Source organism: Actinomadura sp. 7K507 (assembly GCF_004348425.1).
Taxonomy (GTDB): Bacteria; Actinomycetota; Actinomycetes; order Streptosporangiales; family Streptosporangiaceae; genus Spirillospora.
This window is the reverse complement of sequence record NZ_SMKK01000069.1, coordinates 1-25,747: the sequence shown is the minus strand read 5'-3', so window position 1 is coordinate 25,747 and position 25,747 is coordinate 1. Positions and strand designations below refer to the sequence as shown.

15 protein-coding genes are annotated in these 25,747 nt (G+C 67.2%); 10 read left to right on the top strand and 5 right to left on the bottom strand.

Going from position 1 to position 25,747, the window contains the following annotated elements; translation table 11 throughout:
* The first annotated feature begins 37 nt into the window (after nucleotides 1-37).
* A complete protein-coding gene (locus E1285_RS17575) occupies nucleotides 38-1,285 on the top strand; it encodes a restriction endonuclease (RefSeq protein ID WP_132153315.1) in 1,248 nt (415 codons plus the stop codon).
* 5 nt (nucleotides 1,286-1,290) lie between these two features.
* Here the strand turns inward: E1285_RS17575 and E1285_RS17570 are convergent, their stop codons facing one another.
* The gene (locus E1285_RS17570; protein ID WP_132153313.1) at nucleotides 1,291-1,671 is read right to left on the bottom strand and encodes a hypothetical protein; all 381 of its coding nucleotides are present in this window, start codon (nucleotides 1,669-1,671) and stop codon (nucleotides 1,291-1,293) included.
* Nucleotides 1,672-1,968: 297 nt separating this feature from the next.
* Between E1285_RS17570 and E1285_RS17565 the strand changes: the two genes are divergently transcribed.
* Genes E1285_RS17565 through E1285_RS17550 form a run of 4 tightly spaced genes read left to right on the top strand, consistent with a single transcriptional unit; the run spans nucleotide 1,969 to nucleotide 11,442 of the window.
* Nucleotides 1,969-2,778 carry a helix-turn-helix transcriptional regulator gene (locus tag E1285_RS17565; protein WP_132153311.1) on the top strand — a complete coding sequence of 270 codons (810 nt, stop codon included), beginning with the start codon at nucleotides 1,969-1,971 and terminating at the stop codon, nucleotides 2,776-2,778.
* The gene (locus E1285_RS17560; RefSeq protein ID WP_132153309.1) at nucleotides 2,775-4,553 is read left to right on the top strand and encodes a hypothetical protein; all 1,779 of its coding nucleotides are present in this window, start codon (nucleotides 2,775-2,777) and stop codon (nucleotides 4,551-4,553) included. The genes E1285_RS17565 and E1285_RS17560 overlap by 4 nt, the downstream gene beginning before the upstream one ends.
* Nucleotides 4,554-4,555: 2 nt before the next feature.
* A complete protein-coding gene (dptG, locus tag E1285_RS17555; RefSeq protein ID WP_132153307.1) occupies nucleotides 4,556-6,232 on the top strand; it encodes a DNA phosphorothioation-dependent restriction protein DptG in 1,677 nt (558 codons plus the stop codon).
* A complete protein-coding gene (locus tag E1285_RS17550; protein ID WP_165966656.1) occupies nucleotides 6,229-11,442 on the top strand; it encodes an FtsK/SpoIIIE domain-containing protein in 5,214 nt (1,737 codons plus the stop codon). The genes dptG and E1285_RS17550 overlap by 4 nt, the downstream gene beginning before the upstream one ends.
* A gap of 58 nt (nucleotides 11,443-11,500) precedes the next feature.
* Here E1285_RS17550 and dcm read toward each other — a convergent pair whose 3' ends face one another.
* Nucleotides 11,501-13,390 (bottom strand): DNA (cytosine-5-)-methyltransferase, encoded by a 1,890-nt coding sequence (gene dcm / locus E1285_RS17545; protein WP_132153303.1) that lies wholly within the window; start codon nucleotides 13,388-13,390, stop codon nucleotides 11,501-11,503.
* Between the two features lie 1,393 nt (nucleotides 13,391-14,783).
* On the opposite strand from dcm, the gene E1285_RS17540 reads away from it, so the two are divergent.
* From E1285_RS17540 to E1285_RS17515, 5 genes are all read left to right on the top strand, one after another.
* Nucleotides 14,784-15,002: a hypothetical protein gene (locus E1285_RS17540; protein ID WP_132153301.1), complete on the top strand. Its 219-nt coding sequence runs from the start codon at nucleotides 14,784-14,786 to the stop codon at nucleotides 15,000-15,002.
* Nucleotides 14,999-16,528, top strand: a complete 1,530-nt coding sequence (locus E1285_RS17535) for a hypothetical protein (RefSeq protein WP_132153299.1) — start codon at nucleotides 14,999-15,001, stop codon at nucleotides 16,526-16,528. The genes E1285_RS17540 and E1285_RS17535 overlap by 4 nt, the downstream gene beginning before the upstream one ends.
* 289 nt (nucleotides 16,529-16,817) lie before the next feature.
* Nucleotides 16,818-18,218, top strand: a complete 1,401-nt coding sequence (locus tag E1285_RS17525) for an ATP-binding domain-containing protein (protein WP_243722859.1) — start codon at nucleotides 16,818-16,820, stop codon at nucleotides 18,216-18,218.
* Nucleotides 18,215-21,673, top strand: a complete 3,459-nt coding sequence (locus E1285_RS17520) for a helicase-related protein (protein WP_132153295.1) — start codon at nucleotides 18,215-18,217, stop codon at nucleotides 21,671-21,673. The genes E1285_RS17525 and E1285_RS17520 overlap by 4 nt, the downstream gene beginning before the upstream one ends.
* Nucleotides 21,670-23,550 (top strand): DUF1998 domain-containing protein, encoded by a 1,881-nt coding sequence (locus tag E1285_RS17515; RefSeq protein WP_132153293.1) that lies wholly within the window; start codon nucleotides 21,670-21,672, stop codon nucleotides 23,548-23,550. The genes E1285_RS17520 and E1285_RS17515 overlap by 4 nt, the downstream gene beginning before the upstream one ends.
* A gap of 370 nt (nucleotides 23,551-23,920) precedes the next feature.
* Here the strand turns inward: E1285_RS17515 and E1285_RS17510 are convergent, their stop codons facing one another.
* The 3 genes from E1285_RS17510 to E1285_RS45650 form a co-directional block, all read right to left on the bottom strand.
* Nucleotides 23,921-24,382 (bottom strand): very short patch repair endonuclease, encoded by a 462-nt coding sequence (locus E1285_RS17510; RefSeq protein ID WP_132153291.1) that lies wholly within the window; start codon nucleotides 24,380-24,382, stop codon nucleotides 23,921-23,923.
* Nucleotides 24,383-24,486: 104 nt separating this feature from the next.
* Entirely contained in the window at nucleotides 24,487-25,440 is a 954-nt protein-coding gene (locus tag E1285_RS17505) for an aminoglycoside phosphotransferase family protein (RefSeq protein ID WP_132153289.1), read from the bottom strand.
* 29 nt (nucleotides 25,441-25,469) lie between these two features.
* The coding region (locus E1285_RS45650) for a hypothetical protein (RefSeq protein WP_165966654.1) at nucleotides 25,470-25,747 on the bottom strand (278 nt) is incomplete at its 5' end.

Sequence of the window (25,747 nt, the reverse complement as noted above, 5' to 3'; positions counted from 1 at the left end):
GCATCCGCTGGGGGAGCACCCGAGTAGTCTCTCCGCCGTGACAGTACTCGATCACCCGGTCCCCTTCGAGGAGCTCGGCCGCGCCGATCTGGTGCTCGACAAGATCTATTCTGGTGGCGGCAGCGGGCACATCGCGGATGATCCGCTCTCTCGACTGCTCCCCGGTGTGGGTAACCAGGGCGGGTTCCGTTTCGTGGGGTCCCCGGCAAGGCAAGGCGTCCTACTTGCTGCGCTTTACACGACTGGCGCCGAACCGGACTGGCCCGACGTGCTAGATCCGCAGACAGGCCTGTTTACCTACTTCGGCGATAACCGCCATGCAGGAAAGGAACTCCACGAGACCCCTCGCCGGGGAAACATCCTCCTGCGGGATTCCTTCGCCTGGGCTCGCGAGTCAGCGCAAGCGAGGGCGCGCGTTCCCCCCTTCCTCCTCTTCGAGAAGGTCCCGGCAACCGGCCGCGCCATCCGGTTCCGGGGCCTCCTGGCCCCCGGAGGTGCTGCGCTCACCGCGGACGACAAACTGCAGGCGATCTGGCGCTCGACTGATGGCCAGCGCTTCCAGAACTACCGGGCACGGTTCACGGTCCTCGACGTAGCAGCGATCAACCGTGCATGGATCGACCAGCTCAAGGCCGACGATCCGCTCGGCTCCGAGTGCCCCCAGCCATGGCGGGACTGGGTGAACGGCCGCGCCTACAGTCCCCTGCTAGCTCCATCAACAACCGTGATCCGGAGCAAGAAGCAGCAGTTGCCGACCGATTCAGCTGACCGGAAGATCATCGAGGCTATCCACGGGCATTTCTCGGAGCGCTGGCACGATTTCGAGTACTGCGCGACCGAACTCTGGAGGATGTTCGCTCCCGCAACAGGTAAGTGTGAAGTTACCCAGCGAAGCCGCGACGGCGGGCGGGATGCGCTGGGCGAATACCTGCTCGGGCCTCTGGCCGACCAGGTCACTGTCGAGTTCGCCCTCGAGGCGAAGTGCTACGAGATGGACAGCGCCATCGGAGTGAAGGAGGTGTCCCGCCTCATCTCCCGGATCAGGAGCAGGCAGTTCGGCGTCTTCGTATCCACGTCCTACTTCAACCAGCAGGTCTACAAGGAAGTCCGCGAGGACGGGCATCCCATCGTGCTGGTGTGCGCGCGAGACATCGTGGACGTCATGCGCAGTCACGGCTACGGGACGGTCGCTGACGTGCAGGCTTGGCTCGATCAGAGGTTCCCGCCTGCGCCCGCCCACCGGGGTTCGAGAGCGCTACGGGCCGACGGTAGGGAAACGGGGTAGGACCGCTAGCGATCTGCCTTTGCCAGGAACTCCTCCGCCCATACTGGAGGCCCGGCCTTACCGTCCTTCCAGGGACCAACTGAAGTGATAGCACCCAGGTCGCGCGTGACCCTGGCAGCCCGGGCGGTACGGACTCCACGCCTCAGCGAGAACAACTGCATCGCCAGGACCCGCTGGTAGGGGCTTCCGGGACGCCCGGTAAGCGCCGAGCCGCCCAGCAGGACGGCCTCGGGCTCCATGAGGGCGGCTCTCCCGAACAGATGCTCGGCCTGCTCGACGAATGGCACTTCGGAGTCGTTGACCAGCGCGATAACGCTGCCTTCGCTGGACACGTCGACGCTCTCGATATGGACCACGGGCGCGGCAACACTCGAGACGACGATCAACCGTTCGGCTGCCTCCGCTACGCCGGATCCCCGCACACGTGCGTTCCAAGATCGTCAACAGCTGCTCGCGCGTCGCCACAGGCAGGAAGGCTAGAGGGGATGGCCGCCTGCCCGCCCCCAACGCGTTGGAAGGGTTCCAGCAAGAGGATTCGCCTCCCAGGACAGCCCCGGAACGAGTACGCCCCGGCTCCACCCTCGTTCACCCCCACGGATGGCCACATCCGGAAACGTGTCTCGTGCGCACGAGACACGCCAATAGATTGCAAGTCCTGACAGGGGCCGGCAAAGGTTTCTCGAGTGAGCCCACCCACTGGCGAGTCACCGCTCCGCGAGAGTCTCGCGGCTGCCCTCCGCGCGCACCGGATGCGGGCCCGCCTATCGCGCAGCGAAGTCGCAGCGCGCGCGGGGCTCGATCCGAGCGTGCTCTCGCGACTCGAAAGGGCCGAATACCCTCACCGCATCAAGAGCGAGACACTATCGCGGCTAGCGAGCGCGCTGGACTGCAATGACTCGCTGCACCTCGCCGCAGGGCTCCCGACGCCAACCGTCCAGGAACTCAATCCCGCGCTCCAGCGCGCTCACCTGGCTGCCGGTGACCCGGCGACTCGGGACGGCTTGAGGCGCCTCGAGCTGCGTGGATTCGCTGCGAGGTTCGACCGCGCGGCACTCGGCCGGGACGGCAGCCAAGTCGACGAGATGCGGCTGGCCCTCGCGGTCGGCCGCGAGACCGGCCGCGAGGTAGTCGCCCGATCCGCCTCCTCGGAGCTGGATGCGGCGGGGCGGCGCTTCTGGACAGCTCACGCCGCCGCGCACGCGCTGCTGCAGAGCCATGGGTGCAGGTGGCCGCGCTTGGAGCCGGGCGAGGGGGAGGCCAACTACGTCGCAGGCGCCCTCCTCGCACCCGATCGGTTGGTGCAGGCGGCAGTCCGGAGCTGCCTCATCCCCCGGAGCGAGGAGTTGTGGGACTACAGCTGCGCTGACCTGACCGCTGAGGTCGCGGAACGCCTGTTGGTCCCGGGCTGGGTCGCGATACAGCGCATTGCCGAAGCAGGACAGATAGAGCTTTTCCTCCCTCTGCCGGAGGAAGAGCTGGAGGAGGGATTGTGACCCCCGAGCACCGCGAACCGTTCGATAGGTCGCTGCCCAGCCCCCTGGAGGCGGTTGCGGCCCTCCGCTCGGCCGGGGAGGACAGCGTCGTCGCCAGCAAGACGATCACTTCCCGGCAGCAGGCGATGTACATCAAGACCGGCCTCGATGAGCGCTTGGCTCGCCGGATGCGCGAGCCGGATGCTCCAGCCCTGCTGCTGCTCAGCGGCAGCTCGGGCGGGGGCAAGTCCGCTCTCATCAGGATGCTCGAACGGGCCGTCCCGCGCGATACGTTCACGACGGTCGTCGAGGACGCCACGCATGCCGAAGCCCCGGACGAGGATCAGACGCGCTCGCTAGCAGGCGTCCTCGCGGGCTTCGAAGGTGGCGTGCCCGGGCCAGGCGTTCGCATCCTGCTTGCGGCTAACACTGGACTCCTGCTGCGGCTCGAGCGCATGTTCAAGCGATCCGGGCGCCCCGCGCTCGCCGAACTCGTGTCGTTCGCCCTGCACCGCTTGGGGGTCCCGGCAGCTCCGCCCGTCCCTGCAGCCAGGGCTAGGGAGCTGCAAGCCGCAGTGCTGGTCGTCGACCTCGATCAGAGGCCTACGTCCGGCAGCGAGGACAGGCTGCTGAGAAGGATGCTCCCTGTCCTGGATCCCGATGAGCCTCATGGCGTACTCGCTGGGGCAGAGCGATGCACCACCTGCCAGGTGAGAGCGTTCTGCGCCCCCAGGACGAACCTGGAACTCCTTGCCGATCCGGGGATCGGCGCCGTGCTGGACGGAGCGATCGAGCAAGTGGCACTCAGGCAAGGCCGGGACGTGCGGCCGAGGCAACTCTGGGATGCGCTGGGCACCCTGGCGCTGGGGAACCTAGACGCGGCTCCGGATGCCGACCCATGCGAGAGCGTCGCCGAGATGGCAGCCAGGGACGACTCCGACGCCGTCTGGAGAACGCTACTTCCCAACGGCGCCTTCTCCGCGCCGACTGCGAATCTGCTGTGCTCGGAGCTGGCAGTACTCGATCCGGCCTTCGCTCCCAGCCTCGAGGGGCACGACATCATCGCATCAGCCGGCGTCGATCCAGAGGACGATGCCCGCTCGCTGGTCAGAATGCTCGGGGGAACTGAGAGCGAGCGCGAGGCCATCCTCACGGCAGCCGAGGCTCTCCGAGCGGGACAGGTCGGAGGCGGAACCGCTGCGATCGCCCGCGGGCTCGCCCGGACGGCCTGGCTCGCCGGCAAGCTACCGCTCCAGGCCGGGATAGCGGACGAGTTCGCGAGGGCGCTCCAGGGCGACGACGACGCCACGGACGAGGTGATCGGGTCCGCAGCGGAGGGAATCGTCCAGTCCTTCGGGCGCTTTGCGGAGGGGAACTACTACCTACCGACGGAGAGTCTCGCCGAGAGGAGAGATTCCCGCGTACTCGTAAGGGTCGAGCTCGACGATTTCCTGGACTGGAGCCCCTCAATGCCGGAAGAAGCGAACCCTCAGGGGAGCGAGGTCGTGGGCCTGCGCCCGCTGACCGCACGCCTCCTGATCGGTGACGTCACCATGCTGCTCGACCTCCCGCTGTACGAGCTTCTCGAGCGGGCCGCTAGCGGGACAAGCGCCGCCTCGATCGATATCGAACGATTCCACTCGATCCGACATGCCGTCGAGACCCTGGGCCGGACCATGGCGAGCGAGAGGGACGCTCCGCTGCTGATCGTGCGCGACGGCGGCAGGGCCGCGTACCGGGCGAAGACCGCCCTCCGGCGCGGGCGCCAGGAATTCCGTATCACCAAGGTGGGCTGAAGATGAACGATCCTGAAACCGAACGGCTCGTAGCCTCCCTGCCAGCCATCGCTGGCGCTGGCGTCGGCCTGCGGGATGGCTCCGTAACCGTCGATGGAATCCCTGCCCTGGATATCCCGCGCAGGGTCAACCAGACCAGGGACGAGTGGCTACGGCACGAGGCTCCTTCCGTATACCCGAACGTCCCGCGCGGCCAGCCCCGGCCGACGCTCCTCTTCGGGATACTGCAGGACTCGGGCACCGCCGCTGGAGAGCGCCCCTTCGACAGCCTCCTAGATGCAGAGCTGCGAAAGAGGCTCCCCGGGGACACGACGGAGAAGCGCTCGGCTGTATCCGACGCGATGGTCGAGAAGTTCTGGTACCGGAGCGAGAGGGTGCGCTACCTCCTGCCGCTGCACTCATCTCTCGCACTCGGGTTCAGGCAGAGCAGCTCCCGTGGCGGACGGATGCAGTACAAGATGTTCCGCGGGAGCATCCTGCCGTTCCTCTGCAGCCGGGCGGGCAGCATCGATGAAGAGCTGATCGAACGCATGCTCCAGGTCTTCCGGGGAGACGACGACTTCACCCAGCTCGACCGCGAGGTGCTCAGGATTGCAGGGGAGATCTCTCCGGAGACATCGGGACCGAGCGTCCGGATCCTGCTGGAGAGCGACGGGACCAGGGAGGCCCTCGCGAAGCTCGAGGAGGCCGGCGGCGCTTTCTGCCAAGCCTCGCTGGATCGCTTCCGCGAGGACCTCGCGGAGGTGCTCACCATGCAACTCCCCCGGCGGGACCTGATCGACCAGATAACGCTGCTGCTAGCCCTCCATCTCGCGATCTGGCTCTACAGGGTGAGCGTCGTGCTGTCACACCAACTCGATCGCATCATCGAGTCCCATGCCCCCGAGCCAGCCGGAACTCGCCCTTGCTCTGCGGGCTGCACCGGAGACCTGGCGAGCTGCGACCTCGCCGGGCTCATGAGTTTCCGGGTTGGTTCCGGAGGCTTTCGCTCAGCGAAGGTCTCGGATCCGTGCGCAGGCAGCTACCTGGAGCTCACCAGCGGCTTCCTGGTGCCGCTCCCGGTCACCATCGCCACAGCGAACCTGGCGGCTGACGCGCTCGCGGCAGCCGACGGTCCCGAACTTCGCTCGCTAGATCTCCCCGCCGTGCAGCGGGCGCTCGCCCGCGGGGGGGAGCAGCTAAGGGACCGTTTCGACGCGATCACGAGAGTGCTGGCCATATGCAGGGGAGCGCAGCAGTATCCTGCCGCTCCGCCGCAGGACAAGGCGAGGTTCGCGCGTATCGGTACGCCCGGGCTGTATGCCTTGAGGGAAGCGCTACTGGAGGCTCGCCGCTCCTCCATGCGGAACGTCGGCCGCGACGTAGTGCACCAGCTCGTGAAAGAGGTGGCCGCCGGGAAGCTCATCCAGGCGAACGGGACGCGCATCACCTTCTTCGAGATCGATGAAGCGATGCTTTTTCTGCTAGTCCGGCTCGTATGCAAGAACCAGCTGGTGCCCTTCACCGAGTTCCTGGAAGGCCTCAGATGCTACGGGCTGGCTCCCCAGAACCGGGAGGAGCAGCGCTCGCTCCAGGAGGCTCTGGAACGGCTCGGGATGTTCGAGAGGTACAGCGACGCTGCCGAGAGCGCGTACGTTCATCACACCGGGCGCTCCGGCGCCACGGAGGTAACCCGATGAGAGCCGAGCCTTCCAGCGCATCAGCGATCCGGGACGCCTTGCTGGAGGCAGTGGCGGGCAGCACCCAGCATCGGCGGCTCTACCTGCGGGACCATTTCGGCGTGGGTACGGCCGAGGTATTCGGCCAGCTCGAGCTGTTGCTCGACGAGGTGGCGCGCGTCGGCACCAGCGCGGCGGACGGAACGAGACCGATCGCCGCCATCCGCCTCGGCCACGTCCTCCTCATTCCGTACCTCGTCGACGAGGAAGGCCACCCTCAGCCCGCTGCCCGGAACCGGGGCATCCGCGGGTTTGCTGGAAGGCTCAGAACCGACTTCTCCCAGGCTGCTGCTCCCGGTGACGTTCACGTCCTGCTCATCCTCGATCCGGATCCATTCGAGACCGTCCTGACCGCGGCGGAGGATGCCGGTACCTTGCAGCAGCTCTCCTGGGCGAGCCTCATCGGCAGGATCGCGGAGGCCTGCACCGGTCCGGCAGCCGGAGTCGTGCAGGACGCGGGAGCCGACCTCATCGCTCGCGAGCCGGAGCAGCATAGGGCTCTCCTGGACGCGTACGCATCTTTCGCGAGTTCGGGCTGGGCGAGCCCGCAGGAAGCGGGCATGGCCCTGCCTTCCCTTGGCTGCTACATCGCGGACCCCAGCCCGAGCAGGGAAAGGCTCGAGCAGGGAGCCAGATGGCGCCAGGACCTCGAGCGCTGGTCCCTTCCCGATCGCGATCTCGCGACTGAGCTCGCCCGGCGCGCGGGCGAAGACCACCCAGGGAACGCCCGGGTCATCGCAGCTCGGGGACCGGGAGGTCTCGACTTCTCCCGCTTCACCCTCGATGACCTCCCGCCCGCCCGGCAGCCCGGTCGGCTAGCGATCGTGGAGCCGCCGCGAGTGCATGGTGCCAGAGCTGCGGCCTCGGCGGCGGGCGCGGTAGCGGTCTGGCTCTCGCCAGCAGATGGCAGCTTCTCGCTGTCGCTCACTGGCATAGTCGGCCGGGCCCGCCCCGTGGCCCGCTGGCATGACGGGACCAGGACCGAGTGCGAAATCGACGAGGGGCGGATGCTCCTTCACGTTCCGGTTCCCGGTGCTGGCACGGAAGGCTGGCGGTTCTCGACCATCGCCGTGCGCCCAGGAAGCACCATGAGCGTGGCCATCTACCGCGGGCAGGGGCAGTGGTTTCCCGTAGAGGAGAGCCTCCAGATCGATCCGGCTCTCGGCTGTTTCCGGGCGCTGGCGCCTCCGAGCATCCTCGCGATCGGCCACGGGGGCCGCATCCTCGGTGCGGCGGAGCCGCGCCTCGCCGGCGAGGATTCCGAGGAGCTCCAGGAAGTGGAGGCCCTGCATGATGGCACCAGTGCGCCCATCCCCCTCATCGTCCGATCGGCTGGCCTGACCAGCCCCGGGAGCGGTGGGGGCGATGGTGGCACGGATGGCGATCCCGGGGCCGGCCTCGATCCGGGCGAACCGGTGGATGGCCCCGGAGGCGACGACGATAACGGCCAGCTCGGCGGCGGGAATCCCTCCCTGCCCGCCGGCACCTATCCCAAGATCCCCAGCGCGGTCCATGCCCTGCTGGACCTGGCGAGCCAGCGGAGGCGTGACAGCCTACCGGTCCCGGATGGCTATCCGGCCATAAGCCGCCCTACCGGCAAGGCGGGAAGGCTGGCGTTCCAGGTAGAGGGCACCGTTCGCTACGACCTGGAGTCGCAAGCACTGTCCGGCAGCATGGATGGCCTGGCCGCCGAGCAGGCCATCCTCGACGCCGGTCGCGCCGGCAGGAGCCTGGCCTTCGCCTGCGGCACCGGCGCTGGCGGAGAACTCGAAGTCCTTCCCGACCCCACGCTCGACAGGTTGCGGATGGATGGCCTGGACAGCGCCCTGCTGGATCGCTTCTTCGCTGCGCGCGGCTCGCTGTTCGAGGCCCTGGATGAGGCCGGCACCATCCATGCCCTGCTGTGCGGTGTCGCACTCGAGGAGGCTGCAACCTACGTCTCTACCTACCGGGAGCTCATCTACAGCATCGAGGTTCCCGGCAGGTACACGCCCGAGCTCGACCGCCTCCTGCTGGTAGACCTCGTCTCGGTCGACGCCACCCATTGCTGGCTAGCGCCCACGAACCCCGTAACGGTCGCCTGGGCCGTGGAGGTGGCACGGGAGGCGCCGCGGCTCGCCGCTGGCGGCGACCTGCCGCCCCGGGACCTCAAGGCGCTCTCTCCCAGACACCTCCTCCCACTGCTACACGCCCAAGGAGGATGGTGGGAAGTCGACGACCGCTCTCCCCTCCTCTGGCGGCGCTACCGGCCCCTCGGAAGCGCGCTTGCGCTCGGCGGCAGCAGCCCTCAAACGATCAACCGTCGCCTCAGCAAGTTTCTTCAAGTCTTCCCGGCCTACGATCACCCGCGGCAGAGGCTCGCGGTCGCTTTCAGGGAGCCCGGCGACGGCAGCGCCGTCGCCGAAGCCTTGCGCACCTTCTACAGGGCCGAGCTAGCCCCTGGAGCGAGCCCTTCGCGCCCCCGCCTCTCGGTAACGGTCTACACGGATGATGGGGAGGTCCCGCGCGAGCTCTCGGAGTTGATGGCTCCTGGCAACGACCGCGATCTGGATCGGCTCGTGCGCAGCAGGGTGGAGCTCACCACCAAGTACAGCGACGGCAGCGGTGAGCCTGGCTTCGCCCATCTCTGCTTCGCCTTCCGCTCGTCAGCTTCGCGCGAACCGCGCCCCATCGAGATGGGCGAGCGAGCGCCGACGGACTGGGTTGGCGGCCTGGCTGCTGCGGTAGGCAGGACTGCATCACAGAATCCTAACGAGTTGTCCTTCGCCAGCGGGCTCTTCGTCGACCCCTCAGCGAGTGGAACGCTCTCCCAGCTCCTCCGGCGCACGCTGGAGATGGTCGGCGGGCAGCCTCGCGGGCGGATGCAGGAGGGGATCACCCAAGCCACGACCACCGCCATCAGCACCGGGACCCTCGACCGCATCCAGCGGAACAGCGTCTGGACGGTGCACGCGGACCGGCTGCTCGGCCTGGAAGCGTTCAGCCCCGACCACACGGGTCACAAGGTCTACATCGTAGATTTCGAGGACCGCACGAGCGTCTGGCAGGCGGGCCTGGACAGCATCACCGTGACCGAGCGCATCGACCCTTACCAGTCCGCTCTGAGCCGCGCGATCGCTCCCGTGACCCGGCTCCGGCAGGGAGCACTACCAGGCCTCATCGATAGCGCCAACGCTGTCAGCGGCAGATGGAACCTGGATCTCCTCAACCTGCCGATGAACGGGCTGCGGGAGAGGCTGGGGTTCCTCGCCGCAATCGCCGCCCTGAGGGACCTGGACGGAGCCTTCGAGCCGCCGCCCGTAGAAGGTAGCGACCTGGGAGGGGTCCTGCTGCCCCTCGACGAGCTGTTCCGGCTGCTGCCAGCGAGCGGCATGAAGCGCCCTGCTGGGCGGTCCTGCGACGATCTCCTGTACCTGCGGATCCACCTGGAGGAAGGCGGGGTGAGGCTTACCGGTCGGCTCATTGAGGTCAAGTTCACGTCCACCGGGCAGCCGGATCTCGGCGTCGCGCGCCGGGAACTCGAGCGCACGCGCGAATGGCTCGGTTCGCTGGCAGAGCCTCGGACGGTCGCGCGCCCCTTCCGGTCCCGCGACCTCTCGGAGTTCATCCGGGCCGGCGCGATCCGCAACCGCAGCTTCGGGCGCGGCGGCCTGGCCCCGGGGCAGATCGAGAAGGTAGCAGCGGTCGTGGGCCGGGGAGATTACAACATCGACTTCGCTTACTCCGCAGGCGGCGAGGAACTCGGTGGCGATGTCATCAGCCTGGAGCTCGAGAACCCCGTCCCCGCTGCCCGGACGCTGCTGCCCGGGGAGGGGACGCGCCTGGGGTACGTGAGGTTGGGAGCGCCGGTTCTGGAGCGGCTGGCCGAGGGGCACGAGCTCGCGCCACCGGCAAGGTGGCAGCCCATCACATTCCCACCCAGTACGCAGAGCGAGCACCTCGAGCCTGCGAGCAGCTGGCCGGAAGCGCCACGGAGCGCGAGCGCGGAGCAGGCCAGCAGCGCAGCGCCCGCTGCCCCGGCCCTGTCCCAGCCTCGATCTCGAGCCGTCCAACCGCCGGAGGTGCGACACCGTACCTCGCTGGGCGGCAACACGGAGGAAGTCGCTTCCAAGGCTGCGGAGCTCGACGCAGCGGTCGCGAAGTACGGGCTCCGCCTCGCCCCCTTCGATACCTCCCTGGCTCAGGTAGGTCCCTCGGTCATCCGGTACCGGACGAAGCTCCTGGGCAGGGAGAGCATCGCCAACGTGCGCAAGCGCGGGCTGGATATCGGCCGCGAGGTGGGGTTCGCCGAGGGCGTCCTGATCGATCAGGAACCTTACATGCTCACGGTGGACGTCCCGCGCGCCGAACGGATCGTCGTCAACCTATCGGACCACATGGGCGAGCTGGCCAACGCCACGGAGCCCGGCGCGCTCCCCTTCCTGCTCGGCATGGCTCCCAGCGGGGAAGTCCGCGTGGCCGATCTAGCCCGGCTGCCACACCTGCTGGTGGCCGGTGCGACGGGGTCGGGCAAGAGCGTGCTGCTCCGCGGCCTCCTCTGCTGCCTGGCTGCCGCGCGAAGCCCCAACCAGCTCCAGCTACTCATCATCGATCCGAAGCAGGTGGACTTCCTGCCTTTCCAGGGCCTCCCCCACCTCGCCCAGGAAGGGATCATCACCGACCCCGCGCGCGCGATCGGCGCGCTCGGCGATACCCTGCGCCGCGAGGTCGCCCGGCGCCAGGAACGGCTAGGGGATGCCGGCGTGACCAGCGCCCTCGAGTTCTACGAGACCGGTGGGACGCTGGAAGAGCTCCCGCAGATGGTCGTCATCGTCGACGAGTTCGCCGACCTGGCCGCGAGCCTCGACCGCGCGGCGCGGGATTCCTTCATGGCCCTCGTCCAGCGGTTCGGGCAGCTCACCCGCGCCTTCGGGATCTACCTGGTGCTCGCTACCCAGCGGCCGAGCGTCCAGGTGATCACGGGCGATATCAAGGCGAACCTCACGGCTCGCGTCGCGCTGAAGGTGCAATCGGCCACGGACAGCACGACGATCCTGGGCCGGGGTGGCGCCGAGAGCCTGCGGGACCGGGGCGACCTCATCTTCGACCACGGCGGGCGCGCGGAGCGTCTGCAGGGTTTCTACGCCGGGCCAGCCGACATCCGAGCGGTCAGGCAGCGCTGGCGCCGGTGAGAGGCCAGCGCTACCCTGCACGGATTCCACCCGCCTGCTCGCGCAGGGGAGGCTTACCTCACCCAGCGGCTCGCGAGGCGCCGCCCTCTTCCTGCTCCTCGCGCGGGGGGAGCAGGAGCTGGAGGGTGGCGGGCGGCCCGCAGGGATCGTGCTCGGCCTCCAGCAGGCTCGATCCGGGACGCTTCTCGATCACCCGGATCAGCTCCCTGGCGGCCGCCTCGCCGAGCGCGGGTGGCACCGCGTTCGCGACCTGGAGCGGCTGCTTCCCCCTGCTCCCGCAGAAAACGTAATCGTCCCGGAAGCCCTGGATCCTGGCTGCCTCACGGACACTGATCGTCCGGTGCAGGGTGGGGTGGACCGGGAGCGCCCGGTGGCCCGCGACGATCGTTCTAGCGAGATCCAGGTGGAGCCGCCGGTACGAGATGGGCCCCTTCCCGGGCTCGATACCCGCGATCTTATCGATCACCTTCCGGCCGTGCTTCATCGTCGAGCCGTTCAGGAGCACGACGCCCTCCTCGAGCAGCCTGTACTCGGCTACTTCGCCGGAGTCCAGCTCGGGCAGGCCGGGCCGCCCGAGCACCTCCAGCACCGTCGGCACCCAGTCACGGCCACACTGACACTGGTCCCTGCGGTCCCCGCAATAATCGCCCGGGGGCATCCGGGGCTCATCGCCAGATGACTTGTGGAGTAGCTGGGCCGTGAAGATCAGCCGCCAGCGCAGCTGGGGCACCCCGTAGTTGCTCGCCTTCACGACGCGGTGGTCAGGGTTGTAGCCGTGCTCCCGCAGCTCCTGCTCGACTGCCTCATGGAAGCGGATGCCCTTAATGTTCCGCATCCCCGGCACGTTCTCGATGACCACGAACCTCGCTTCGAGTTCCGAAGCGAGCCTGACCTGCTGCTTGAAGAGCACGTTCTTCGCGTCATCGGGGTCCCGCTTGCCCGCGATGGAGTAGCCCTGGCAGGGCGGCCCCCCGATCACGGCCGCCACCTCGCCGACCCACGGAGCGACGGCCCGCACGTGGTCCGCAGTGATCTTGTTAACGTCCCGCTCCAGCACCACGGTGCCCGGGTGGTTCGCGCGGTGAGTCTGGGCAGCGTTCCGCTCCATCTCCACGGCTACGGCTACCCGGAATCCCGCCTCCTGGAAGCCGAGCGCGAGCCCGCCAGCACCAGCGAACAGCTCCACTGCCACGGGCCGGGCGTCGGATCGGAGCTCGCCCTGCCCCACGGCGCAGAAGCTGATGAGCGGGCAGCTGCCGCATGCCGGTTTCTGCGTCCTGCAGATGGCACGGCCGTGATGGATGAGGTTCACGTGAAGGCGCTGCCCCATGGCGGCAGGGACGACCTTCTCGTAGAGGCTGTGATCGACCTTGCCCTTCTCGCGGGGAACGAGTCCCAGCCTGTGGAAGATGCGGCTGACGTGAGTGTCGACCGCAAAAACGTCACGCCCTAGCGAGTAAGTCATGATGCAGCGGGCCGTCTTCGGCCCCAGGCCAGGAAGGCTCTCCAGCTCGGCCAGGACCTCCTCGTCCGGCATTTCTCGCAGGTAGTCCAGGCTGATCACGCCCGGCTTGCCGCGCCGCGCGTTATCTTCCAGCACCTTCCCGAGGAATTTCTGGATGCCCTCAGCCCGGCGCTCCTGGAATCCTGCAGAGCGCACGACCTCTTCCAGCTCGGCCCTGTCCGCGTCGAGCACTTCGTGCCAGGTCGGGTAGCGGGTGCGCAGCTCCTGGAACACGCGCTTGTAGACGGCCTCGCGCGTCTGGACGCTGAGCAGGATGTAGATCGCTTCAGCGACAGGATCGTCCACGTTCCCGAGGGAAGCCGAGCGGTAGGCTACCTCGAGCAGCTCGTCGACCCGCTCCACCACTTCGCCGGAAGACAGCCCGATCGCCTCCGTCCGGAGGGTCGAACGGTCCGGGCTCGTGTTGCGCGCTTGGGTGTCCACCCGCGGGATTGTCTCGCTACGGGCACCAGCCCGCCACTTCTGAGCAACGATAAGATGCGTGATCTTAATAATAGTGGGCGCTGGACAGCCGCGCGCGATGGAAGCGCCAGCGAGCCTGCTGACCAGATGGTTCGGCTAGCGTTTCGGGATCCCTGATCGCGAGCACCTCCCGACTCAACCGCTAGGACAGCCGGGTTGCACCGCCCTGCCAACGGCACCACTAAAACGGCGAGGACAGCTCACCCTTAGTGCCGAACGCGCGGCCACAGAGGCGTTACAGCAAGCCTTTGGCGTCTGGCACGCCCCGCGCGAGGCGCTCCAGCAGTCACTCGCCGACCGGAATGGGCCTTTTGGGAGATCCCCAGGAGCTGTTTGCAAGCGGGCGCGGCTCGCAGCCTATATCGCGGACTTCTCGACCGCGGAGTAAGCGGGGCAGCGCACCGCCGAGCCGACGCGCACTGGGCACAGCCAGGGTGACGGTAGAGGGAGGCCAGCGCCCGACAATGCCACCCCGTTTCTGACGGATCCCTTACACCTGCCGACCACAAAAAGTTAACCTGTTCCGGGCGAAAACGGGGGTCTCTTTGGCGTACCCTGCTTGCCTGCGGTTCGCGTTCACGGGAGGTGTTTGATGAAGCATTCGCATCATCCCGTCTTCCTGGTCGAAGCCGCAGACGGTACCTCGTGGGCGGCACCGCCGTGGTTCGTCGATTGGGTGCGGTTAGGAACCTTTGCGGCGCTCAACAGATTAATCGCCCAGCCCCGGGAGCGGGCCGTCCTCGCGCTATCCGCTCCCGTGCGTTCCATGGCGGCGGCAGCGTTCGCGTTCGGCTACTGTCGGCAACGCTTTCTCGATGACCCCGCGCTCCGGTGCCCGAGCGGCGCCGCCCGCGCGCTCGAAGATCTGGAACCCGGCACGAGAGTCTGGCTTCACCTGGCTGACCGCGCGCTCTCGGGCACCTATTACGGGACACTTCCCGGAGCGAAAGTCCACACAAGCGCAGGGACGTACCGGGCGAGCTTCGTCAGGGAAGCTCGGGTGCTCCCCTTTTGGGCCGGCTTGCCAGACGGCCGCTTCCTCCTCAACGAGGTGGGCGCCGCGGAGCACACGTTCCTGGCCGGGATGCTCCGCTCCCACGCTCCGCTGACATACATAACCTCATGGGATTGGGATCTGGTCCTGGTGGGGTCCCCTCCGCGGCTGCATGCTGACCTGGCAGAACGTATCTGCCCTCCCGGGCCCGAAATCCCGCTCGGCTCCCTGGCGTCGGTTGTCCGGCCGCTCCATGCCCCTGGCAACGGCGAGGTAGCACGGATAGCCGGTTGGCGGAGCGTGCTGATGTCATCCCGGAGTGAGGAGGCAGTTTGGGCTAGCTGGCCAGAGCCACCAGCGGTGGCGGTACTCGATGGCGCGTATGCCACCAGCCGATGGCTGGACGCATGCGAGGCCAGGCTGACCATCGCGATCATCGACAGGTCCGAGCCCGCGCTGGATGCAGCAGTCAGCGTCCTGGAGCAGGAGCGGGCATACATGAGGCCCATCTCGATGGAGGGGCTCGGCTGGGGGCCCCCCGCCGGATGCGAACTCCTTGCCTTCGGGAGCCGCGGATGAGCTCGGTCCTCGACGCTGACGCTTTTTACCAGGCTGCCCGGACGCCGTCCGCATCCCGCTGGGCGATCGACGATGCCTGCAGCGTGCGGTTCGCGGGAGCCCTGCGGTCGCTACTCCGCGATCTGGAAGAGGATGCCCCCTCTCCCTCCTGGGAGCCCATCGTTGCCGCAGCGAAAGCTGTCCGCTGGCGCGGCGCGGTCGACCCCGTACCCTTCGATTCTGACCATTCCAGCGTTGTCGAGCCCCTCGCCGAGCTGCTCACCACGGCGGGAGAGCTGGCCGGAAGCCTCGATCGCCAGCGCAGCCAGCTCCTAGAGGAGCTCGTTACCGCAGCAACCGCATACAGGGATAGCGGGAACGTGGCTTACTCCCAAGCCATTCTCGAATGTCTAAGCTCGAGCGATCCCGCCAGCACGTGCCTGGCAGTAGCGCGGCACCGGCGAGCCGCGCCGATCTCGGAGTGGCTAGCCGATGCAGGGCAGACAGCACCCGTGCTGGGACCGCGCGAGTTCCTGGAGTCGGGCAGGGTCTGGGGTCTGGCGATCCTTCCCGGCGCGGGGGACTGGTTCCCACCGCACATGCTACTTTCCGGCCGCGCGGAGGAGATCACCCTCGTTCACCCGCGTTGGGTAAGGGACAGCCATCGCTTCTACGGAGTGTTCGGCGAGCTCGCGACCAGGCCCATCGCCTTGACCGTGCGGGAACCCCGGGCTCTCGATGTCCAGGATCCTGACCCGGAACTCCCGGCGCGGGAACTCATCCCGCAACCTGACTGGTCCCTGGTAGCGGAGTCGGCTCCGCACTCGCCCGTGGCCGGGAGTCCCGCGGAGCCTTGTAAGCTCGCCGTGCTCGGCGGCGGCTATGCCATCTGGCTTCCCGTTGGAGCGCAACGCATTCGCGGTTTGGTTCCCTCAGCTCGCGCCGGGGAGCGGGTCGTCAACCTGCCCATCAAGGCTGCACGCCAGGGATCGATACTCCTACTCCGGCTTGGCAGCACGGAAAGCGCGGCACTCCGGCCACTCGTTGACTCGCTCCTGGACAGCCAGCAGGCCACGATACGCAGCCTCCAGGAGAAGTGGAAGGCACGCCTGCGCAGCAAGATGGCCGGTCTAGGTGCCGCAGAGCTCGGTAGGCGGGTACGCGCAAGCGGCGCGCAGGCGGTGAACCTGCAGTACTGGGCTACCGACGACAGCATCCGTCCGAGGGATGATCTTGACTTCCGCGCCCTGCTGGAGGTTCTCGGGTTGAGCCCCGCTGAGCCGTACATCGACGCCGGCCGGGCGCTGAGGAGAGCACACGTACAGGCAGGCCACGAGCTCACCCGGACCCTCGAAGAGCACGTCGAGCAGCAGGACTTTGCCGAACTGGAGTCTCGCGGGATGCAAGAACTCCGCCTGGAGGGAATCCCCGGCCTAGCGGCCATGGTGGCGTTCCGGGTCATGGCCATCGGACCCGGCGTCACGGACATTCCCTCCAGCCACGCTCGCCACCCGTTCCGCGCGCGAGGAGCAGCATGGCTCGAATGATCCCTCCCGTCCCGGTCCAGAAGGCTCCGCCCGGGGAACAGCTCGTCTTCGAACGCCTTAGAGATGACCCCGGCGCCAACGACTGGACGGTCCTCCACTCGCTGAACCTCGCGCGCCACGTCCGGCAAGTTGAGGGCGAGGCTGACTTCGTGGTGATCGCCCCGAATCTTGGCGTGCTATGCGTGGAGGTGAAGTCCCATCAGACGGTGCGCAGGGATGCGGACGGGATGTGGCACCTCGGAGCCAGCCCCCGACGCAACGCAGCCCGTTCAGGCAGGCGAATGAGCAGATGTACAGCATCCGGACCTTCCTGTCCGGTGCCCGGATGGACATCCGCCACGTGCCCTTCGCATCAGCCGTCTGGTTCACGGGAGCGAGCGCGAACGTCCAGCAGAACTCGGTGGAATGGCAGCCCTGGCAGCTGCTCGATCGTCGCGACCTCCGCCTGCCGGTCTCGCAGGTCCTCGCCTCCGTGCTCGGCCGTACCCGCCAGCACCTCGCATCGAGGAACAGCGCTTTCGACGGGACTCTCCAGCAACCGTCAGGTGCGCAGTGCCGCGAGATCGCCTCGCGGCTGAGGCCGCGCTTCGAAGTGGCTCTCGGTGCGGCCGATTACCGGCAGGCGCGAGAGCAGGACCTCCAGCACTTCCTCGATGAGCAGTACGAGGCCCTGGACGTGATGGAGGCCGAGCGGCGGGTGCTGTTCACTGGCGCGGCCGGGACGGGGAAGACATTCCTCGCGCTGGAAGCCGCAAAGCGGGCCAGCCTCGAAGGGCTCAGAGTCCGTTTCGCCTGCTACAACCGCTTGCTCGGGCGCTGGATCCAGCGCGAGCTGGGCGGTTTCCCGGGCCAGGAGGCCGGGAGCCTGCATCGCATGATGATGGACCTTGCCGGAGTGGCACCTCGGGAGGACGCGAGCGAGAGCTGGTGGAGCGAGCAGCTACCACTCCTCGCCCTGGAAGCGCTGTTCGAACGGGAGGATCCCGCCGACGTCCTGATCGTGGACGAGATCCAGGACCTCAGCGAGCAGGCCTACCTGGACGTCCTGGATCTCATGGTCAAGGGGGGCCTGGCCGGCGGGCGCTGGCTGATGTTCGGGGACTTCGAGCGCCAATCCATTTACGGTACAGCTGACGGGCGCAGGGCGCTGAAGGAGCGCTCGCCATCCCTCTACGAGCGGGGCCTTTACAGGAACTGCCGGAACACCCCCCGCATCGGCCGTACCGCCGCCGATGTCTCCGGGCTCGCCGACGTGTACCGCGGGTTCCGGCGCCCGGACGATGGCGTCGACGTCACCTTTGCCCCCTATTCCTCTCCGGAAGAGCAGGAGCGGATGCTGGCGAGAGTGCTGCAAACCTTCGGGGATGAACGGTTCCAGAACGACGAGATAGTCATACTCGCGCCAATGGTCGAAGGCGCCGCTTTCCATGCTCGGAACCCTGCCCTGCGTAACCGCCTAGCCAGGTACGGCGAGCACGGCAAGAAGGTGGGCTACGCGACCGTCCACGCATACAAGGGGCTTGACGCCCCCGCCGTCATCGTTACAGACATCGACGCGGTCGAGGGAGAGCGGGCCGAATCCCTCCTGTACATCGCGCTGAGCCGGGCCACGGACCGGCTCGCCGTTCTCGCGCACCGCGATGCCCTGGAGCAGATGTGGGCGAACGTGACCAGGGAGAAGCGGCCATGAACCAGACATTCCATGATTCCCGGGAGAGGGTGCATGGAGAGCTCGTTCGGGAACTGGTAGGCCCCGCTCCCGAAAGGTCCGGTCGCCCCCTCGACCTCTCCAGGGCAGTCAGCTTCGCCAGCTGGGAGGAAGCGCGAGGCGTCTGGCACGATGCCGCGACTGGCCAGGAGATCCTTACCGAGACCGCGCCATCGCGCAGGTTCGGGGTCGGCGTACTATTCCCTGTCGGCCAGCCCGCTGAGGAGCGTGCCGAGGCCCCGGGACTGGATGCCTCGGATGAGATCACCGCGCCCGTGATCGAGGATGCCGAGATCGGGAAGAAGCGAGAGAGGATCTCTCGCCAGGCCGAGGCGGAGCAGGACGATGATCTCGACCTGCGCCTGGCGAACGTCCGGCTGCCGAGCACGCTAGGCCTCTCGCTGCGCGGCTCCATACCGACCGGATCCCAGATCATCGTGACGGCCGAGTTCGGTCGCTACCGCTCGTTCCCCGTCACGATCGCCGACCGCGAGCGTGAGTGGTGGGTCCGCAAGCGGGTGGCTGTCCGTGCGGTCTTCCCTGCTGGAGCCCTCGCAGTCTCCGGGAACGAGCGCCGCCGGGCCCTCCCCGAGGATCCTGCGATCGAGAACGGAGACGGGCTGGATATCGAGGTCTGCGCCTTCAGCCGGATGGTCAGGGGTGACCAGCTGATCACTATCACGATCACCAACCGGTCGTCGGGTAGCCGGGACAGAGCCTCGCTCTTCCAGGCAGCATTCGAAGTCCGGGCCGGGGACGGCGCTGCGTTCCTCCCCTATCCCGAGCGCTACGGGATGCGAGAGCTCACCGAGGAGGAGCAGTCCAGCGCCCTCCTCTACAGGCGCCACCAGACGTTCGCGCTCGGGCACGGATGCGCCGCCGACTGGGAGCGCGAGCCCGCGGAATCAATCCAGCACGCCAGGGCCGTTTGCCTACCCTCGTTCGAGGCCCCCAGTATCACCCCCGACATCGAGCTGCCCGAGGGTGGGCGGCTATCGGTCAGCATGCGAGCACTTGCCAGCCCGGATTCGCTGGGCGAAGCCGGCAGCCAGATTCAGAGGCTGATCGCGGGCTATGAGGAATGGATCCTGCAGCGCAGGAAGGACCATCTCGAACTTCCTGGGAAGCACCGTCCGGCTGCCGAGCGCCACCTGAACGAGTGCGAGAAGGCGCTGGAGCGGATGCGGCGCGGCTGGGAACTCATACGCGAGGAGCCCGATGTCGCCCTTGCCTTCCGGCTCGCGAACGCGGCGATGCTCGCCCAGCAGGCCCGATCGGCCGTGCCGGTGCGAGATACCACCGTCGACGCGGCAGGAACCGTCCACGTGGCTGGAGAGTTGCCCGCGGGCGAGGTGCCAGCGGGGCGCGGTAACTGGCGCCCGTTCCAGATCGCGTTCCTGCTAGCCGTCGCCGAATCGGTCGCCGATCCGGCAAGCCATGACCGGGAGACCGTCGAGCTCATCTTCTTCCCGACCGGCGGCGGCAAGACCGAGGCCTACCTGGCGGTCGCTGCATTCTCGATGTTCCTGCGCCGCCTGCGCGATGCCTCGGACGCCGGGACCGAAGTCATCATGCGCTACACGCTCCGGCTCCTGACTGCCCAGCAGTTCTCGCGCGCCGCATCGCTGATCTGTGCCATGGAAGACATCCGCAAGCAGCGCGGGGACCTCGGCACCGAGCCGTACAGCATCGGCGTATGGCTCGGCAGCGCAACTACCCCTAATAGCCACCAGCAAGCGGTCAGGTCGTGGGATCAGCTCGCTTCCAAACCCGCTACCGCGCCCAACGACTTCCTGCTACTGCGGTGCCCGTGGTGCGCCGCGAAGATGGGCCCTCCCGAGAAGCAGCAGGGCAGCGGGGGGCGGAGCAGGAAGGGGCGCAGGCCCCCTCGCATCATCCCGGGGTACCGCAAGCATCACGACCGGGTCACCCTCCACTGCCCGGACGACCGATGCCCGTTCCACGGAGGGCTCCCCACGATGGTGGTCGATGAAGCGATCTACGAGGCGCCGCCATCGATGATCATCGGTACGGTGGACAAGTTCGCGACCATGGCCTGGCAGCCGCGCTCCCGCGCGCTCTTCGGGCTGGACAACCTCGGCAACCAGGCGGTCTCGCCTCCGGGGCTGATCATCCAGGACGAGTTCCACCTCATCTCCGGCCCCCTCGGCTCGATGGTCGGCCTGTACGAGAGCGTGATCGAGACCCTGTGCACCGACTACCGCCCGGACGAGCCGGCGAAGCCGAAGATCGTCTCATCCACCGCGACGATCCGCCGCTACCGGGAACAGGTGGCCGCGGTCTACGCGAGGAACGACGTCGCGCTCTTCCCGCCCCCCGGGCTGGATGCCAGCGACTCGTTCTTCGCCGTATGGGCCCGCGATCCTGACGGCCAGTTCCTGCCTGGCCGCCGGTACATCGGCGTGCATGCTCCCGCGCTGGGGTCGATGCAGAGCGTCCAGGTAAGAGTGGCGAGCGCTCTGCTCCAGGCACCGACCACCCTGGCCGAGGAGCAGCGAGACCCGTGGTGGACCAGCCTCTGGTTCTTCAACAGCCTTCGCGAGCTCGGCAACTCGCTCTCGCTGCTGCAAGCCGACATCCCCGACTACCTGGTGGGGCTCCGCAAGCGCGACGGGTTCGATAGGAACCGCTTTCCTCGCAACATCATGGAACTGACCAGCCGACGGCGGAACGACGAGATCCCCCGAGCGATCGAGGAACTCTCTGCCTCCTACGGGGAGGAGCAGGTCCCCGTCGATATATGCCTGGCATCCAACATCATCGAAGTTGGGGTGGACATCGACCGGCTCTCCCTCATGGCGATCGTCGGCCAGCCCAAGACGACGGCCCAGTACATCCAGGTCTCGGGCCGCGTGGGACGGCGATGGGCCGAACGGCCGGGCCTCGTGGTCAGCCTCTACGGCGCGGCCAAGCCCAGGGATCGTTCCCACTACGAGCGCTTCCGTACCTACCACGAGCGCCTGTACGCGCAGGTAGAGCCGACCAGCGTTACGCCGTTCGCGCTACCCGTGATGAAGCGGGCACTCCATGCCGCGATGGTCTCGTACGTCCGCCTGGCCGGTCCCAGCGATCTCCTCCCCTGGCCCTTCCCTTCGGACCTCGCCACCGACGCTGCCGAAATCCTGCTCGAGCGCGCGCGCGAGGTCGACCCCAAGGAAGCGGATAAGGCCGAACGGGTCATCGAGGAGCGGCTGGACGAGTGGGAGCGGTGGGAACGCAGCGAGTGGGACGCGAATGCCAGGAGTGGTGACCCGCTTAACCGGCTCAACGGGCTGATGAGGTATGCCGGCACTCCGCCCCCGGGCCAGGTGGATGTGACCTGGGAAGTACCTAACTCCATGCGAAATGTCGACGCGGATTGCAAGGCTGCTATCACCCGCTCGTACAACCAGAACGAGGAGCGAGGCACGCCGTGACAAGTGGGAACATTCGCCGATCGCAACTGATCTCACCGTTCGGAACCGGCGCCATGACCGTGCTCCTCGATGGCACTTCGGTGATCGCGGCAGGGCTGGACCACTGGTTCGAGGGAGACAGCGCCGACCCCGGCGAGTTCCGTATCGATGAGTGGCGGCTCCAGCGAAGGCTCAGAACCAGCCACTTCAGGCTCCCTCCGCACTTCAACCCTCCAACCCGAGGTCCCGGGGGCATCGTCGCCCGGACCAGCAACATCGGCATCACCGTTCCCTTCCTCCGCTTCCCCACGTGGAGCTTCTGTCCCTACTGCAAGCGACTGCAAAGGAGCCCGCTCACCCTGGAAGGAAAAGCACGCTGCCTTGACCCGAAGCATGCGGACAGGGGCAGGGGGCCGGACATGGCGCAGGTCCCGTTCGTCACGGTCTGCGAGCTTGGCCACCTCGACGACTTCCCCTGGCGAGAGTGGGTACACCGCGCCGTGCACCCGGCCTGCACCGGAACGCTCCGCCTCCGTTCCCTCGGAGGCGGCTCGCTAGCTGGCCAGGAAGTATCCTGCGCTACCTGCAGAAAACGACGCACGCTCGAGGGCGTCATGAACACGCTTCCCAGCGACGGCGGCGAGACCACGGTGCTGTCCAACACGCTCGAGCGCGGCGCCGATTTCCCCTGCAGCGGGGCGCGCCCATGGCTCGGCAACGCTACCGAGCCATGCAGCCAGCCGCTCCGTGCCAGCCTGCGCGGAGCCTCCAACGTCTACTTCCCCCTGGTCGAAAGTTCCATCTACCTGCCGCAGAGCCCTTCCTCGACCCCCGAGAGGCTCATCAAGATCATCCGATCGCAGGGCTTCAGCTCCGGCATGAGCCTGGCCAGAGCCAGGAACGGGGGGAGCATCACCGTCGCAGACTTCCGCGAGATGGATAGCAACGGTATCGCGAACAGTTACACCGACGAACAGGTCAGCGAGGCGCTCGCCGAATACCTCGGGCAGGAGGAAGGCGACTCGGAGCACAGCCTGGATGAACTCTCGCTGATCGACTGGCGTCGGCCCGAGTACGAGGTCCTGCGCAACGGGCTGCACCATCCGGAACTGGTCGTCACCGGGTCCACCAGCCCCTACACCGCGGCCGTGACGGAGGCGTTCTCCCGGGTACGGCTGGTAGAACTCTTGCGTGAGACGCGCGCCCTGTGGGGCTTCACTCGCTTGACGTCCGCAGACCTCAAGCTCCGCGAGGGCAAGAAGCGCTTGCGCCTCTCCCAGGTCGCTCCCAACCGGGACTGGCTTCCGGCCTACACCGTCAACGGTGAGGGCATATACCTCGAACTCGAGCCAACTCGCCTGCAAGCATGGGAGCAGGAACCCGGGGTCATAGAGCGCGCCGGGTTGCTGGCACAGCGCTATGAAGCCATTCGCCAGATCCGCGGCTCCGCCGAACGCGACATCTCCCCCAGGCTCATCCTCATCCACACGATCGCCCACATCCTGATGAACCAACTCATCTTCGAGTGCGGCTATAGCACCGCATCCCTGCGGGAGAGGCTCTTCGTCGACCCCGATCAGGAAAGGCCGATGGCAGGACTGCTGATCTACACGGCAGCTGGCGATGCCGAGGGGACCATGGGCGGCCTGGTACGCATGGGCAGGCCAGGCAATCTCGAGCGTGTCTGGGAAGCGGCACTCGCAGACGCCGGATGGTGCTCCACGGATCCCATCTGCATGGAGACCGGCCAGGCCGGCCAGGGGCCCGACTCGTGCAACCTTGCAGCATGCCACTCCTGCGCTCTACTCCCCGAAACCTCCTGCGAGGAGTTCAACCGCTTCCTCGATCGCGGCCTCGTTGTCGGCTCCCTCAAGGACTCGGGTATCGGCTTTTTCTGATCAGGACCCGTTACTCGAATGGTGGCCACCGAACTGGCCAGCCTGCGCAAGGAAGTGGCCGAGGTGAAGCTGGAGAGCCCGCAGAAGGGGCCGCCTCTTTCGACAAAGAGACGAGCTGGTGAGCCGCCGCCTGGCTGCGCACCTACCGCTCCCGTTCCGGGAGCCGTAGGTACCATCAACGAGTTCGTCAACGCCCACCAAGTTCGCGACTGCCGCTACCGCGGCCTGGCCAAGACCCACGTCCACACACACTCACCGCAATCGCCGTAAATATCGAAGGGTGCGGCTCTCCTGAGACAAGCTGTGAGGAGTTCAACCGATTCCTCGATCGGGGTCTGGCAGTCGGGACATACGCAGACTCGGCCTTGGGCTACTTCTCCACCTTAGCGTAGGGCATTTTCTCATTCCCGGAGACTGCAAGTCGAATGCGCTCGACGACACTGGCAGTGTCCTCGTGTTCCCAGAAGCGCAAGACAAGCCACCCGGCGTGTCGGAGGCGGTCGGTTGTGTCTGCGTCGCGAGCGACGTTGGCTGCAATCTTCGAAGGCCAGTAGTCGGCGTTGTGGTTAAAGCTCGATCTCCCGTGCTCGGGGCAGCCGTGCCAGAAGCATCCATCAATGAAGACGGCTACGCGAGCACGAGTGAAAACGATGTCCGCGCGTCGGCGGAGGCCGGGGTCTGGTGCGATCGCTACCCGATAACGGAGACCGAGCCGGTGGAGAGCGCGGCGAACTTCGAGTTCGGGTTTGGTGTCCCGTGAACGGTTCGCCTGCATGTTGCGCCGTCGCGCGGGACTCGACGCCCACGAGCTTGTTATCGAACGTGAAGCCATACAGTCTACGGTACAAGACCCTCTTTGTCAGACTACTGTGACACAAGGGACCAATGAGTCCCAGCTCTCCGGGTGGAGAAACACCACTGCCCCCTGGGCGAGGGTCACTGGAGGCTTAGGGCCTTTCCGACGGTTCGAGCATCGATGGGGGCAGGATGTGCCAGTCGGAGCGGGCCGCGTTGAGTTTGGCGGTGAGGGATTTCGATGAGCTGTGGTTCAGGATAGGAGCCGTTGCCCCTGGAGAGTTGGGAGTAGCGGACGGAGTCGACGATCGCTGACTTGATGCGTTCGTGGGCTAGGTACGCGTCGAGGTCCTGACGCCAGCCGGTGATGTGGTCGGGCGGCATGGCGGCCCGCCAGCAGGCGATGAGGGCAGCCCGTTCTTCCGGTAGGTAGGCCATCTTGTGGATGTGGGCGGCCAGGTCGTAGACGGGGTCGCCCCAGAGTGTGAGCTCCCAGTCGAGGAACGTGGTCTCGCCGTTGGCGATGATCATGTTGTGGCGGTGGAGGTCGGCGTGGACGCAGGTGAAGGGGCGCGGGGTGAGGCCGTCCCAGAGGTCGTTCACCGCTTCCAAAGGGTCAGCGGGAACGGCCAGGGCTGCGAAGAGGTCGGCGTAGTCCTGGCTGTGGGTGTCGAACACTTGCTGCGTCAGGTCTGAGAGGAGGCGCGCGAAGGCTGTCGTGTCTCCGTCGTCTGGCCAGGCGGCGGGAGTGCCGGGGAGTCGGGGCACGCGGGTGAGCAGCCGTACGACGTCGTCCAGGACGTGGGGTGGGATGGCGGCGCCGGGCGGCGCAATGTCGTTGAGGACGTCGTCGGCGATGAACTCTTGCACCTGGAAGGGCGGATCGATCGAGGTGTGGAGCAGCCGCGGAGCACTGGCGACGTGCGGGGCAATCGCGGTGAGGACGCGGTCTTCACGCCAAGGCCGCAGGTCCATCATGTCGGCGCCGTGGATCGGTATCCGCACGTTGACCGGCCCGTCCCGGGTCTCGGCCCGGATGTTGTCGTTGTAGAACCCGGCGGCCGGGTCGCCGTATGCCCGTGCCCACTCGTACAGGTCCCGTCAGTCAGGAGGATGGGACGAGATCAACGGCGTGCCGGTCCCATCTCGACGTCCCGGATGAGGCTTTCGGCTACGTCGTGCAGGTCCACCAAGGGACGGCGGTGGCGTACGCCGGTGCGGGCCATGTAGCTGACGTGGCCCGGTTCGATCCAAACGTTCGTCTCCTCTTTGCGGGTGACGGGGATCGTGACCAGGGAGATGCCTCGGCCGTGGCGATGGGTGACGCTGGCGTTTCCGCGGGCGGTCAGCGTCGCGGCCAGGTGGCGGGCCGCGAGCACGGGTGGGGCGGTCGTGCGGGGGT